This window comes from Candidatus Karelsulcia muelleri (assembly GCF_003214255.1).
Lineage (GTDB): Bacteria > Bacteroidota > Bacteroidia > Flavobacteriales > Blattabacteriaceae > Karelsulcia > Karelsulcia muelleri_B.
Window position 1 is genome coordinate 14,586 of sequence record NZ_CP029011.1, and the last position, 14,239, is coordinate 28,824.

Annotated in this window: 11 protein-coding genes and 2 tRNA genes; 7 read left to right on the plus strand and 6 right to left on the minus strand. The window is 22.4% G+C overall.

Annotated elements, in window-relative coordinates:
* The first annotated feature begins 6 nt into the window (after positions 1-6).
* A complete protein-coding gene (locus DDE61_RS00055) occupies positions 7-1,248 on the plus strand; it encodes an NAD(P)/FAD-dependent oxidoreductase (protein WP_110476696.1) in 1,242 nt (413 codons plus the stop codon).
* Here the strand turns inward: DDE61_RS00055 and rho are convergent.
* Entirely contained in the window at positions 1,245-2,450 is a 1,206-nt protein-coding gene (rho, locus tag DDE61_RS00060) for a transcription termination factor Rho (RefSeq protein ID WP_110476698.1), read from the minus strand. The two genes, DDE61_RS00055 and rho, sit on opposite strands and share 4 nt — an antisense overlap.
* Positions 2,451-2,484: 34 nt before the next feature.
* Between rho and prfA the strand changes: the two genes are divergently transcribed.
* Both prfA and aroQ read left to right on the plus strand, forming a co-directional pair.
* Positions 2,485-3,555: a peptide chain release factor 1 gene (prfA, locus tag DDE61_RS00065; protein ID WP_110476853.1), complete on the plus strand. Its 1,071-nt coding sequence runs from the start codon at positions 2,485-2,487 to the stop codon at positions 3,553-3,555.
* A 254-nt stretch (positions 3,556-3,809) separates the two neighbouring features.
* Positions 3,810-4,244: a type II 3-dehydroquinate dehydratase gene (gene aroQ, locus DDE61_RS00070; protein WP_110474157.1), complete on the plus strand. Its 435-nt coding sequence runs from the start codon at positions 3,810-3,812 to the stop codon at positions 4,242-4,244.
* On the opposite strand, the gene DDE61_RS00075 is transcribed toward aroQ, so the two are convergent.
* Positions 4,241-4,567: an ATP synthase F1 subunit epsilon gene (locus DDE61_RS00075; protein WP_110476700.1), complete on the minus strand. Its 327-nt coding sequence runs from the start codon at positions 4,565-4,567 to the stop codon at positions 4,241-4,243. The two genes, aroQ and DDE61_RS00075, sit on opposite strands and share 4 nt — an antisense overlap.
* Positions 4,564-6,264, minus strand: a complete 1,701-nt coding sequence (atpD, locus tag DDE61_RS00080; RefSeq protein ID WP_110476702.1) for a F0F1 ATP synthase subunit beta — start codon at positions 6,262-6,264, stop codon at positions 4,564-4,566. The genes DDE61_RS00075 and atpD overlap by 4 nt, the downstream gene beginning before the upstream one ends.
* A gap of 113 nt (positions 6,265-6,377) precedes the next feature.
* Here atpD and rsmA point away from each other — a divergent pair, with 113 nt between their 5' ends.
* The 4 genes from rsmA to DDE61_RS00100 all read left to right on the plus strand — a co-directional run bounded on the left by rsmA (position 6,378) and on the right by DDE61_RS00100 (position 11,279).
* A complete protein-coding gene (gene rsmA, locus DDE61_RS00085; protein ID WP_110476704.1) occupies positions 6,378-7,139 on the plus strand; it encodes a 16S rRNA (adenine(1518)-N(6)/adenine(1519)-N(6))-dimethyltransferase RsmA in 762 nt (253 codons plus the stop codon).
* A gap of 45 nt (positions 7,140-7,184) precedes the next feature.
* Positions 7,185-7,257, plus strand: a tRNA-Met gene (locus DDE61_RS00090).
* Positions 7,258-7,307: 50 nt separating this feature from the next.
* A complete protein-coding gene (gene ileS, locus DDE61_RS00095) occupies positions 7,308-10,688 on the plus strand; it encodes an isoleucine--tRNA ligase (protein WP_110476706.1) in 3,381 nt (1,126 codons plus the stop codon).
* Positions 10,689-10,697: 9 nt separating this feature from the next.
* The gene (locus DDE61_RS00100; protein ID WP_110476709.1) at positions 10,698-11,279 is read left to right on the plus strand and encodes a signal peptidase II; all 582 of its coding nucleotides are present in this window, start codon (positions 10,698-10,700) and stop codon (positions 11,277-11,279) included.
* Here the strand turns inward: DDE61_RS00100 and DDE61_RS00105 are convergent.
* From DDE61_RS00105 to DDE61_RS00115, 3 genes are all read right to left on the minus strand, one after another.
* Positions 11,245-11,319: transfer RNA gene (locus DDE61_RS00105), tRNA-Asn, on the minus strand. The genes DDE61_RS00100 and DDE61_RS00105 overlap by 35 nt on opposite strands.
* Positions 11,320-11,349: 30 nt before the next feature.
* On the minus strand, positions 11,350-13,158 hold the full coding sequence (gene lepA / locus DDE61_RS00110) for a translation elongation factor 4 (protein ID WP_110476711.1): 1,809 nt from the start codon (positions 13,156-13,158) through the stop codon (positions 11,350-11,352).
* On the minus strand, positions 13,155-14,228 hold the full coding sequence (locus DDE61_RS00115; protein WP_110476713.1) for a DNA polymerase III subunit: 1,074 nt from the start codon (positions 14,226-14,228) through the stop codon (positions 13,155-13,157). Before DDE61_RS00115 ends, lepA begins: the two co-directional genes overlap by 4 nt.
* Positions 14,229-14,239: the final 11 nt, after the last annotated feature.

Genomic DNA, 14,239 nt, shown 5'->3' on the forward strand with positions numbered 1-14,239 from the left:
AATGAAATGAATATTCCAAATACAAATTTAAAAAGAGTTGTAATTATTGGATCAGGGTTTGGTGGCTTACAAGTAGCTTATAAATTAAATAGAAAATTTTTCCAAATTGTTTTGATAGATAAAAATAATTATCATACCTTCCAACCTCTTTTATATCAAGTGGCTACATTTGGTTTGGAACCTGATTCTATAGCAAAATCTATAAGAACAATTCTAAATAATTATTATAATTTTTTTTTCCGTTTAGCTAAAGTAAATTTTATAGATCTAAAAACTCAAATTATATTCTCAAATATGGGAGAATTATATTATGATTATTTAATTTTAGCTACTGGCTCTAAAACAAATTTTTTTGGAAAAAAAAATATTGAAAAATTTGCCTTACCAATGAAAACTCTTGAGGAAGCTTTAAATTTACGTAATTGTATTTTACAAAGGTTTGAATCTGCTTTATACGAAACAAATTATAAAAAACAATGTTTATTAATGAATTTTGTTATTGTGGGGGGGGGGCCAACAGGAGTAGAATTAGCAGGGTCATTAGCAGAATTCAAATCTTCAATCTTTCCTAAAGATTATCCAGAATTAGATAATAAAAAAATAAAGATTCATTTAATTCAAGCTACTAAAAGATTATTAGATGGAATGTCAGAATCTTCTTCTAAAAAAGCATTAAAATATTTAAAAAATATGGGGGTAAATGTTTGGTTAAATAATCCTGTAAAAGATTATGATGGAAAAATTTTATCGACAAATAAAGGAAAATTAAAATCAATTAATGTTATTTGGACAGCAGGTGTTAAAGGGGCTTTAATTAAAGGATTAAAAAAAAAATATTTAGCCAATAATAGAATTCAGGTAGATTGTTTTAATAAAGTTAAAGGGGAAAAAAATTTATTTGCAATAGGAGATGTAGCAGTTATGAAACCAAATGGACATCCCATGATAGCACTTCCTGCTATGAAACAAGGAATTCATTTAGCAAAAAATTTTAATAGATTTTTTTCTAAAAAACAATTAATTCCTTTTAATTATCACAATAAAATTACAATGGCAATTATAGGGAGAAATAAGGCCGTTTGTGATATTTTTTTTTTAAAAATAAGTGGATTTTTTGCATGGCTTATTTGGATGTCTATACATTTAATTAAAATCGTAGGGTTTAGAAATAAACTTTTAACATTAATAAATTGGGGGACCCAATATATAAATTATAATAAAAGTATTAGATTAATAATTAACTATTAATATTTAATTAAATTTATAGATTTAATAGATTTTCTAGATTTAATAGATTGAAAAAATTCTTTATTATTTTTTGTTTTCATTAAACGTGTTTTGATAAAATCAATTGCCTCGACAGACGTCATTTCAGCCAGAAGTTTTCTTATAAGAAACATTTTATTTAAATTGTATTTAGTTAATAAAAATTCTTCTTTTCTTGTACTAGAAGCATTCAAATCTATAGCTGGAAAAATTCTTTTATTCGCAATTTTTCTATCTAATTGTAATTCCATATTTCCTGTTCCTTTAAATTCTTCAAAAATTACTTCATCCATTTTTGAGCCCGTTTCTATTATTGCAGTAGCAATTATAGAAAGAGAACCTCCATATTCAATATTTCTAGCTGCACCAAAGAATCTTTTAGGTTTTTGCAAAGCATTAGAATCTACACCTCCTGATAAAATTTTTCCAGATGTAGGAGATACCGTATTATATGCTCGTGCTAATCGTGTTATAGAATCTAATAAAATTACTACATCATGTCCACATTCAACCATTCTTTTTGCTTTTTGTAAAACAATATTAGCTACTTTTACATGTTTTTCTGCTGGTTCATCAAAAGTAGAGTATACTACTTCGCCATTAACATTTCTTTGCATATCTGTTACTTCTTCTGGTCTTTCATCTATTAAAAGAATTATTAAATATACTTCTGGATGATTAGAAGCAATTGTATTGGCTATTTCTTTTAATAAAGTCGTTTTCCCAGTTTTAGGAGGTGCTACTATAATTCCTCTTTGCCCCTTTCCTAAAGGAGAAAATAAATCTACAATTCTTGTAGAAAGAGTTACTTTTCTTTTTGAAATTTTAAATTTTTCATTTGGAAATAATGGAGTTAACTTTTTAAAAGATTTTATTTTTATTACAGAAGTAGGAAATCGTCCATTTATTTGAAATATTCTTTTCAAAGGAAAATATTTTTCTCCTTTTTTTGTATTTGGAGTTCGTACTTCTCCTCTGATAGTATCACCTGTTTTAATTCTAAAAAGTCTTATTTGAGATTGTGAAACGTAAACATCCTTAGATGAGGATAAATAATTAGTATAAGAAGATCTTAAAAAGCCATACTTGTCTGTCATCGTTTCTAATACTCCTTCACTAACTACTATTCCTTCATATTTAAATGGATAAATTTTATTGGTTTTTTTTTCAGTTATATCAAACATAATTTTATATATATTTAAAATTTATAAAAATAAAATGAATGAAATTTTTTTTTCAAAAAAAATTAAAATTTTTAAAAAAAAATTTAATTCCCTTTCTAAGTTAATTATAATTAGTACTCCGGAAATAATAAAAAATTATAAAAAATATATTCTTATTTATAAAGAATATAAATTTTTATATAAAATAATTAATTATTATAATAATTTAAAAAAAAATAAAACCAATATTAAAGAAATAGAAAATCTTTTAAAAAAAGATTCAGAATTATTAGAATTAGCTTTTTTGGAGAAAAAAAATCTTTTTTTAGAAAAAAAAAATATTTTAAACAAAATAGAAAATCTTTTAAATTTAAATTTAAATTTAAAGAAAAAAAATTATAACAAAATTTTAATGGAATTAAGAGCAGGCACTGGAGGTGATGAAGCTTGTATCTTTGTAGAAGATATATTTAGAATGTATACTCTTTATTTTAAAGAATTAGGTTGTAAATATGATATATTAAATATGCAACAAGGATCAATAAAAGGATATAAAGAAATCATATTAGAAATAGAAGGAAAAAATGTTTATGACAAATTAAAATTTGAATCAGGTGTTCATAGAGTTCAGAGAATCCCATATACTGAATCACAAGGTAGATTACATACATCTGCAATAACAGTAGCTGTTATTCCAGAAAATTATTACAAGAATAATATAAAAATAGTTTTATCAGATATAAAAAGAGAGACTTTTAAAGCTAGTGGCGCAGGAGGTCAACATGTTAATAAAACAGAATCTGCAATTCGTTTAACTCATATTCCTACTGGAATAGTAGCAGAATGTCAAGAAGAACGATCACAACATAAAAATTATGAAAAAGCAATTAAAGTTTTACGTGCTAGAATTTATAATTCAGAATTTAAAAAAAAAAATGAACTTCTTTCTAAAAAAAGAAAATCTCTTATTTCGACAGGAGAAAGATCAGAAAAAATAAGAACCTATAATTATCCTCAAGGAAGGGTAACAGATCATAGGATTAATAAATCCATTTATTATTTAGATCATTTTATGAATGGCAAATTAAATGAAATGATTACAGCTCTTCAAATTCTTGAAAAATAATTTGAATTTTTTTTTAATGTTAAAAAAATTTTTAGGGTTTATATTATTTTTATTAATAAGTTTTTCTGGTTTTTGGTGTATAATATTTTTTTTAATAATAATTCCATATTGGATAATTTTTTTTTTGAAAAAATAGAAAAAAAAACAAAAGAAACTATTTTTTTGAAAAAATAGAAAAAAAAACAAAAGAAACTATTTTTTTGAAACAAAAGAAAAAAAAAGTTTATAAAAAAAAACAAATAAAAAAAAAACAAATGAAAAAAATAGCTATTATAAATGGTCCAAATTTAAATCTTTTAGGTAAAAGAGAACCCAAAATATATGGTAAAAAAAACATTGAAATTTTTATTAATCTTTTAAAAAAATCTATTAAAAATAAAAATATTGCAAAAATTTACTTTTATCAAAGTAATCATGAAGGGGAAATTATTGATATAATTCATAATATCGGGTTTGAATACAATGGAATTGTTATAAATCCAGGTGCATATACTCATACTTCTTTAGCAATAGCAGATGCTATCAAATCTGTGTCAAGCCCGGTTATTGAAGTTCATATTACAAATATTTTTTCTAGAGAAAAAATTAGAAAGAAATCATTTATAACAGAAGTTTGTCAAGGCAGTATATTTGGATTTGGTCTTAATTCTTATGAATTAGGAATAATTAGTTTATTAACTTTTTTTTAAACTAAAAAAATAATCTTATTATTTTTTAATTTTAAAAAACCAGAATTAATTTTTATTTTTAAAATAGTTGTATTTTGATTACACAAAATTTTTATTTCCTTTTCAAGTTTTATTTCCTTTTCAAGTTTTATTTCCTTTTCAAGGAAAAATTCATTTTCAAGTAAAAAATTACTATAAATTTTAATTATTCCAGATGATATCATCGATATCAAGGAACAATGATTATTTAATAATTCCAATTGTCCTTTTTCAGTAGAAAAAAACACAGCGAATCCTTCGATTTCTAAAATTTTTTTTTCTTTTTTTAAAATAAAAATTTTCATTTATTTTCTTTTTCTATATCTCTCTCTTCTTCTTCTTTTACATCTTCTATATTATTCCCCTCTTCTTCTTTTACATCTTCTATATCTTTTACATCTTCTATATCTTTTACATCTTCTATATCTTTTACATCTTCTATATCTTTTACATCTTCTATATCTTTTACATCTTCTATATCTTTTACATCTTCTATATCTTTTACAATATCTTTTGCAATATCTATTTTTTCTTTTGAAGAATCAATTACTTCATTTATTGTTCCTTTTAAATTAAAATGAATTTCTGCTATATTATCTAGTTTGCCGTCTAAAATGAAATTAAATCCTTCTATTGTGTCTTTTATATTTACTAATTTTCCAGTAATTCCCGTAAATTGTTCTGCTACATTAAATGGTTGAGATAAAAATCTTTGAACACGTCTAGCTCTATGAACAATTAATTTATCTTCTTCAGATAATTCTTCTATTCCCAAAATAGCTATTATATCTTGCAATTCTTGATAACGTTGAAGAATTTTTTTGACACGTTGTGCACATAAATAATGATCATTTCCTAGAACTTCTTTCGATAAAATACGTGATGTAGAAGATAAAGGATCTACAGCTGGATAAATTCCTAAAGATGCAATTTTTCTTGATAAAACAGTTGTAGCATCTAAATGAGCAAAAGTAGTTGCTGGAGCGGGATCACTCAAATCATCTGCAGGAATATAAACGGCTTGTATAGAAGTAATTGATCCCTTTTTAGTAGATGTTATTCTTTCTTGCATAGTTCCCATTTCAGATGCTAAAGTCGGTTGATATCCAACTGCTGAAGGCATTCTACCTAATAAAGCTGATAATTCAGATCCTGCTTGAGTAAAACGAAAAATATTATCTATAAAAAAAAGTACATCTCTTCCTTGGCCACTACTATCTCTATAATATTCAGCTAATGTTAATCCTGATAACACTACTCTGGCTCTTGCTCCTGGGGGTTCATTCATTTGGCCAAATACAAATGTTGCTTTAGATTTTTTTAATTCTGTTTTATCAACTTTAGTTAAATCCCATTTGCCATTTGTCATTTCTTTTAAAAAAGAATTCCCATATTTTATTATTCCAGAAGAAATCATTTCTCTTAAAAGATCATTTCCTTCTCTAGTTCTTTCTCCTACCCCTGCAAAAACAGATAATCCTCCATAAGATTTAGCAATATTATTAATTAATTCTTGTATTAAAACGGTTTTTCCCACACCAGCACCACCAAATAAACCTATTTTTCCACCTTTAATATACGGTTCAATTAAATCAATTACTTTTATTCCTGTATATAATATATTAAGATTTGTTGATAATTCTTCAAATTTAGGAGGGTCTCTATGAATTGATAGTCTTTTAGACTTTGTCAAAGGACCTAACCCATCAATAGTATCTCCTACAACATTAAATACTCTTCCATTAATTTCTTCACCTACTGGCATACTAATTGTAGTTCCGAGAGAAATAACATCTTGTCCTCTTTTTAAGCCATCAGTTATATCCATAGATATACAACGTACAGTACAGTCTCCAATATGTTGTTGGACTTCAAGTATAATTTGTTTTTTTTCTTTATTAAAAACTTCTAAAGAATCATATAAATTCGGTAAAGAGGATTCATTTTCAAATGAAACATCAATTACTGGACCTCTTATCTGTCTAATTTTTCCTTTTATCATAAAAAAAAATTATATTATATTATATTATATTATATTATATTATATTATATTATATTATATTATATTATATTATATTATATTATATATTTTATTAATATAAATATTAAATTAAGATGTTTTTTAAGAAAAAATTAGGTCAATATTTTTTACATGATAAAAATATTGCACAAAAAATAGTGAATAGTATTTCATTTAAAAAAACTATTGTAGAAATAGGTCCCGGAATGGGAATGTTAACACAATATTTATTATTAAAATCTAAAAATGTTTTTCTTATAGAAATAGATAAAAAATATGTTTTTTTTCTTAAAAAAAAATTTTCAATTATAAAAAATAATATTTTTAATTTAAATTTTTTAAATTGGAATCCCCAAGAATATTTTTTATCTTCTTTTACTTTAATTGGAAATTTTCCATATAATATTTCCTCACAAATTTTATTTAAAATAATTAAATATCGTGAATATATACCAGAATGTATAGGAATGTTTCAAAAAGAAGTTGCAGAAAGAATAACCTCTAAAAATAAAAAAAAATCATATGGGAAATTATCTGTAATAATGCAAACATTTTATAAAATAGAATATTTATTTACAGTTAATAATAATGTTTTTATTCCTAAACCAAGGGTAAAATCTGCTGTGGTAAAAATGTTAAAAAAAAAATTAAATTTTAAAATAAAAGAATCTATATTTTTTAATATAGTTAAAACAGCCTTTCTTTATAGAAGAAAAAAATTATTTAATTCATTAAAAATATTATCGTTTTCTACAGAATTTTATAAACTTCCTATTTTAAATAAACGAGTTGAACAATTATCTGTAAATGATTTTATTTTACTTACAAAGTATGCTAGCAAAATAAAAATAGATTAAAAACTTATTTGTTTTTTTTTAAAAAAATATATATATATATAATATTGCGGGGTGGAGCAGTTGGTAGCTCGTCGGGCTCATAACCCGAAGGTCACAGGTTCGAGTCCTGTTCCCGCTATACTTACTTAAAATTAAAATTAAAATTAAAATAATTGATACATAAAAAGTATGTTTAAAGAATATAAACATTTAGAAATAGAAAAACTAACAAATGAAATAATAATTTATTGGGAAAAAAAAAATTTTTTTAAAAAGAAAAAGAAAAAAGACATATATATAATATATGAAGGTCCTCCTTCTTCTAACGGTTCCCCTGGAATACATCATATACTTCCTATAACAATAAAAGATCTATTTTGTAGATATAAAACTTTAAAAGGAAAAAAAGTAAAAAGAAAAGCAGGTTGGGATACACATGGATTACCAGTGGAATTAGTAGTTGAAAAAGAATTAGGAATTACTAAAAATGATATAGGAAAAAAAATAAGTATATTTAAATTTAATACTAAATGTAAAGAAGCTGTAATGCGTTATTATAACGAATGGCTGAAATTAAGTAAAAAAATTGGTTATTGGATAGATTTAGAAAAACAATATTTTACATTTAAAACTAAATATATAGAAACAATATGGTGGTTATTAAAAAATTTTCATAATAAAAATTTATTATATAAAGGATATAAAATTCAACCTTATTCTCCTGCTGCAGGAACAGGATTGAGTTCACATGAATTAAATTTCCCTGGTGGGTATAAAAAAATAACAGATTTAACAATAATAGTGAAATTTAAATGTATAAAAAATACTCTTCCAAAAGAATTAAAAAAAATAACTGGAGAAATATATTTTTTAACCTGGACAACTACTCCTTGGACTTTACCTTCGAATACTGCATTAACAGTAGGAAAAAATATAGACTATGTAATAATATCTACATATAATCCTTATTCTTTTTTAAAGATAAATATTATTTTAGCTAAAAAATTAGTTAAGAAAGTTTTATCAAAAAACTTTTATTATGTAAATTCTAAAAAAGAATTAAAAAAAATTAAAAAAAATAAAATTCCATATTTAATTTTAAATGGATTTAAGGGATATAAACTTATTGGAAGTAATTATGAACAATTAATTAATTGGTTTTCCCCCTATAAAGAGAAAGAAAAAGCATTTAAAATTATATCTAGTGATATTGTAACTAAAAAAAATGGTACTGGAATAGTACATATTTCACCTACTTTTGGTGAAGAAGATTTTTTTTTATCTAAAAAAAAGGATATTCCTCCAATGTTAATTTTAGATAAAAATAAAATTCCTGTTCCCTTAGTAGACATGGAAGGAAAATTTATAAAAGAAACCCCATATGGATTTAGTGGAAAATATGTAAAAAATGAATATTATAGTGATAAAAATCGTCCTGCTAAATCAGTAGATTTGGAAATAGCTTTATATTTAAAAAATATAAATAAAGTATTTAAAATAGAAAAATATATTCATTCCTATCCTCATTGTTGGCGTACCAAAAAACCGATATTATATTATCCTTTGAATTCTTGGTTTATTAAAACTTCTTTTTTTAAAGAAAAAATGTTAAAATTAAACAATTCCATAAATTGGACTCCCAAATCCACAGGAAAAAAAAAATTTGGTTTTTGGTTAAAAAATATAAATGATTGGAATTTATCACGTTCTAGATTTTGGGGAATTCCTTTACCTATTTGGAGAACAAAAAAGGGAGATGAAGAAAGAGTAATTGGATCTATAAAAGAATTAATAAATGAAATAGAAAAATCTGTGAAAGAAGGTTTAATGAGTTATAATCCTTTGAAAAATTTTATTATAGGAAATATGTCAGATAAAAATTATGATAGTATAGATTTACATAAACATAATTTAGATAAAATTATTTTAATCTCTAATTATAAAAAACCTATGATTAGAGAATCTGATATTATAGATGTTTGGTTTGATTCAGGTGCTATGCCATATGCACAATTACATTATCCTTTTGAAAAGAAATTTTTAATTGAAAAAAAAATAATGTTTCCTGCAGATTTTATTTGTGAAGGTGTTGATCAAACAAGAGGATGGTTTTTTACATTACATGCAATTTCTTGCATGTTATTTAATTCAATTTCATTTAAAAATGTAATATCTAATGGATTAGTTTTAGATGAAAAAGGAAAAAAAATGTCTAAAAGTAGAGGAAATACTATAAATCCTTTTAAAATTATAAAGAAATATGGTCCTGATACTATTAGATGGTATTTAATATCAAATTCTTCTCCATGGGAGAATATTAAATTTAATATAAAAATTATTGAAAAAATAAAACAAAAATTGTTTGGAACATTATATAATGTCTATTATTTTTTTTATATTTATGCTAAAATAGATAATTTTAAATTAAAAGAAAAAAAAATTCTTTTAAAAAAAAGACCATTTATTGATAAATGGATTTTATCTGAATTAAATTCTCTTATAAAAAAAACAGATTATTATTATCATAATTATGAACCTACCAAAGTAGTACGTAAAATTGAAAATTTTGTAATAGAAAATTTAAGTAATTGGTATCTAAGATTATCTAGGAAACGATTTTGGAAAGAAAATTATACAACAAATAAAATTTCTGCATATCAAACTTTGTATATTTGTTTATCAACAATATATAAAATATCATCTCCTATAGCTCCATTTGTTATGGAAAATTTTTATAAAAATTTAAATTTTTATTTAAAAAAAAAATCTTTTGAAAGTGTACATTTATCAGATTTTCCTCAATATAATATTAAAGCTATAAATAAAAATTTAGAATTAAAAATGAGGCTAGCTAAGAAAATAACATCAATGATTTTTTCATTAAGAAAAAAAGAAAAATTAAAAGTTAGACAACCTTTAAAAAGAGCTTTGATAGTAATCAATACCAATAATTTTAAATTTAATAAATTTTTAAATCTTCTAAAAAGAGAAGTAAATATAAAACAAATAAAATTTTTTTCAAAAAACAAACTTTCTAGTGTTACTAAACAAGAAATTAAAGTAAATTATAAATTACTTGGACCTAAATTTGGAAAGGTTGTAACTTTAATTTATAAAAAAATAAATAACTTAACTATAGAAAATATAAAAAAAATAGAAACAAAAAATTTTTTAAGATTAAATATCAATGATAGAAAAATATGTTTGTCTAAAACAAATGTATTTATATCAACAGTATATCTTAAAGGTTGGAGCGCCTTGTGTAATTATGGAATAACTGTAGCAATAGATACTACTATTTCAGATACTCTGAAAAAAGAAGGCTTTTCTAGAGAATTAATAAATAGAATCCAAAATATAAGAAAATTTTTTAATTATAAAATAACAGATAAAATTTATCTTTATATAGAAAAATCTTTTTTTATAGATAAAATATTAAAATTGAATGAACACTTTCTTTGTGAAGAAACTCTTACTTCAGAATTAATTGTAATTAATCATTTAAAAAATGGGATTTTTTCATTTATTGAAAAAAATAAAATTAAAATTTTATTAAAAAAAAAAGAATAATAAAAAATTATGTTAATATTATTAATTTTTTTAGATCAAATCATAAAAATTTATATAAAAACACATTTTAAATTAGGACAAAGTTTAAAAATTTTTAATTGGTTTCAATTAATTTTTAATGAAAATCCTGGAATTGGATATGGGTTTAATTTAAAATATGGATATTTAGAAAAACTAATAATTAGTATTATTAGAATAATATTAATTAGAAATTTAAAATTTTTTTATAAAAAAAATAAAATATCTATCTGTTTATTATTGGCAGGGGCTATTAGCAATTTAATTGATTGTTTATTTTATGGAATTATTTTTAATAAGGGAGTAAGATTTATTAATCATTCTTGGAATTTTTATGAAGGAATTTCAAATATTTTTTATAAAAAAGGATATTCTTTTTTTTTGTGTGGTTGTGTTGTAGATATGTTCTATGTTAAATTATTAAAAATAAAAATGCCTAATTATATTCCTCTTTTTAGAAATGTTGAATTAAAATTTTTAAATGTTATTTTTAATTTAGCGGATCTTTTCATTTTTATGGGAGTAATAATCTTATGTTCTCCCCAGGCTGGATTTGAACCAGCGACCCCCTGATTAACAGTCAGGTGCTCTAAACCAACTGAGCTACTGAGGAATAATTTATATGTAATATAAAAATTTAAATTTATTTTTCCAAATCTTTATTTTTTGAACTTTTTAAAATTGAAATAAAAGCAGATTTAGGAATTTCTACTTTTCCAAAAGTTTTAATTTTTTTTTTACCTTTTTTTTGTTTTTCTAATAATTTTCGTTTTCTTGTAAAATCTCCTCCATAACATTTAGAAATTACATTTTTTCGTAGGGATTTAATTGTTTCTCTATAAATTATTTTTTTTCCTATAGAGGCTTGAATAGGAATTTCAAATTGGTGTTTAGGAATAATCTTACTAAGATTATAACAGATTTTTTTTCCTATTAAAAAAGAATTTGTTCTATGAACTAAGGTTGAAAAAGCATCTACAATTTTTCCATTTATAATGATTTCAATTTTAACAATATCTGATTTTCTATATTCTAAATGAGAATAATCAAAAGAAGCATATCCTTTAGATATGGTTTTTAATTTATCATAAAAATCAAAAATAATTTCAGAAAAAGGTAATTCAAAAATTAATTCTACTCTAGTTTTAGTAATATAAGTTTGATTCATTATAATTCCTCTTTTTTCAATACATAATTGTATTATTTTTCCTATAAATTGTGGAATAGTTATTATATTAGCTCTAATATAAGGTTCTTCAATTTTTTCTAATTTATTTTTTTCTGGAAAATCAGAAGGATTATTTATTAAAAAGTTCAAATTGTTTTTTAAAAAAACCTTATAGTGTACATTTGGAATAGTTGGAATTACATCTATATTATATTCACGTTCAAGTCTTTCTTTAATAATCTCCATATGAAGTAATCCTAAAAACCCGCATCTAAACCCAGTGCCTAACGCATAAGAAGTTTCTGGTGTAAAGGATAAAGAAGAATCATTTAAAGATAATTTTTCTAGAGAAAATCTGAATTCTTCATATTTTTCTTTTTTTCTAGGAAAAAATCCTGCAAATAACATTGGTTTTACTTCTTCAAATCCTTCTATCGGATTTTTAGCTGGATTTATAGCATCTGTTAATGTATCTCCTACTTTAATTTCAGAAGGATTTTTAATTCCAGCAATTAAATAACCTACATTGCCAGCATGAATAATTTTTTTTTTTAAATTTTTTAATTTAAAAATTCCTATTTCCTCCACATTATAAACAATATTTGTTGACATAAATTTTATCTTTTGACCTGTTTTTAACATACCATTTTTAATTCTAAAATATGTTTGAACCCCCCTAAAAGGATTGTAAATCGAATCAAATATAATTGCTTGTAAAGGTAAGTTAATATCTCCTTTAGGAGATGGTATTTTTTTAATAATAGAATCTATTATAGATTTTATTCCTATTCCTTTTTTAGCACTTGTACATAATATATCATTTTTATGACAATTTAATAATTCTATTATTTCAAGTTTTACTAATTCAATATTAGAATAAGGTAAATCTATTTTATTTATAATAGGAATTATCGTAAGATTACTTGCTAATGCAAGTTCTAAATTAGAAATTGTTTGTGATTGTATACTTTTTGTGGCATCTATTATAAGTAAAGCCCCTTCACAAGCTGAAATAGATCTAGAAACTTCATAAGTAAAATCAACATGACCTGGAGTATCTATTAAATTTAATAAATATTTTTTTTTTTTATATTTATATTCCATTTGAATTGGGTGACTTTTTATTGTAATTCCTCTTTCTCTTTCAATTTCAAGACTATCTAGTAGTTGATTTTTTTTCTCTTTTATTGAAATTGTTTTAGTAAATTCTAATAATCTATCAGCTAATGTACTTTTTCCATGATCTATATGAGCAATAATGCAAAAATTTCTTATATTATTCATATTATTTTATTTGATTTTTTAAAAAGTTCATTTATTTTTAATGATAAATCTAAAAAAACTATTTCAACAACAGCATTTTTTTCTATTTCATAGATAGCTTTATTAATTTCTATATTTATTTGTTCTATATTTTGTTTATGAATAAATAAACAAAAATTTGTCCAATTAAACTTATTATAAGTTAATGGAATTTCTTTTATAAGAAAATTATTATATTTTTGTAGAAAAGCTTTTCTGAAAATTTCTATTAAATATAACAAAAATTTTATTTGGGTTTCTTTTTTCCAAAAATTTATTTTTTTAGAAAAAAGAATAATTTTTTCGAAAAAAATAGGATTTTTTTTTATGAAAAATAAATTTCTTATCCAAGAAATAAAATTAATTTCTAAATAGTTTTCTTGTAAATTATTTACTAATTTTAAAGCTTTATTTAAATTTCCTTCTGCTTTTAAAGCAATTTGTTTAGATTGGATAGTATCAATTTTTAATTTTTTTTCTAAAAATTTTTTTATTTCTTTAAAAGAAAATTTCTTAAAACGTATAAGAAATATTCTAGATAAAATAGTCGGTAATATGTTATTTTCATTTTCCCCAACTAATAAAAAAATGGTTTTTTTAGGAGGAAATTCTAAAATTTTTAATAATTTATTACTAGAATAAAGTGTTAATTTTTCTGGCATCCATAATATTATTATTTTATAATCACTTTCATAACTTTTATATGTTATCTTTTTTAAAAGATTTTCTATTTGTTCTTTATATATAAAACATTCATTTGATTTTATCCATTTGATCCAATCTGAAAAACAACCATATGGTTGTTTTTTTAAAAAAATACTCCATTTATTAAAAATATTTTGATTTTTTTTAGGTAAAGGGAATATAAAATGTAAATCTGGATGTTGAAAATTTTTAAATTTTAACAAACATGAATGATCATCTTCTTTACAGAAAATTTTTTTAGAAAAATTTATAGCTGTAATTAAATTACCACACCCTTCAGGACCTAAAAACAAAATAGCATGAGGAATTTTATTTATTTTTAATAAATGAATAATTTCACTTTTCATAGTTTAAATAC

Excerpts from the sequence above, each read along its gene's own strand:
- DDE61_RS00055 (WP_110476696.1), top strand. The coding sequence starts at position 7 with ATGAATATTCCAAATACAAATTTAAAAAGAGTTGTAATTATTGGATCA.
- rho (WP_110476698.1), bottom strand. The coding sequence starts at position 2,450 with ATGTTTGATATAACTGAAAAAAAAACCAATAAAATTTATCCATTTAAA.
- prfA (WP_110476853.1), top strand. The coding sequence starts at position 2,485 with ATGAATGAAATTTTTTTTTCAAAAAAAATTAAAATTTTTAAAAAAAAA.
- aroQ (WP_110474157.1), top strand. The coding sequence starts at position 3,810 with ATGAAAAAAATAGCTATTATAAATGGTCCAAATTTAAATCTTTTAGGT.
- DDE61_RS00075 (WP_110476700.1), bottom strand. The coding sequence starts at position 4,567 with ATGAAAATTTTTATTTTAAAAAAAGAAAAAAAAATTTTAGAAATCGAA.
- atpD (WP_110476702.1), bottom strand. The coding sequence starts at position 6,264 with ATGATAAAAGGAAAAATTAGACAGATAAGAGGTCCAGTAATTGATGTT.
- rsmA (WP_110476704.1), top strand. The coding sequence starts at position 6,378 with ATGTTTTTTAAGAAAAAATTAGGTCAATATTTTTTACATGATAAAAAT.
- ileS (WP_110476706.1), top strand. The coding sequence starts at position 7,308 with ATGTTTAAAGAATATAAACATTTAGAAATAGAAAAACTAACAAATGAA.
- DDE61_RS00100 (WP_110476709.1), top strand. The coding sequence starts at position 10,698 with ATGTTAATATTATTAATTTTTTTAGATCAAATCATAAAAATTTATATA.
- lepA (WP_110476711.1), bottom strand. The coding sequence starts at position 13,158 with ATGAATAATATAAGAAATTTTTGCATTATTGCTCATATAGATCATGGA.
- DDE61_RS00115 (WP_110476713.1), bottom strand. The coding sequence starts at position 14,228 with ATGAAAAGTGAAATTATTCATTTATTAAAAATAAATAAAATTCCTCAT.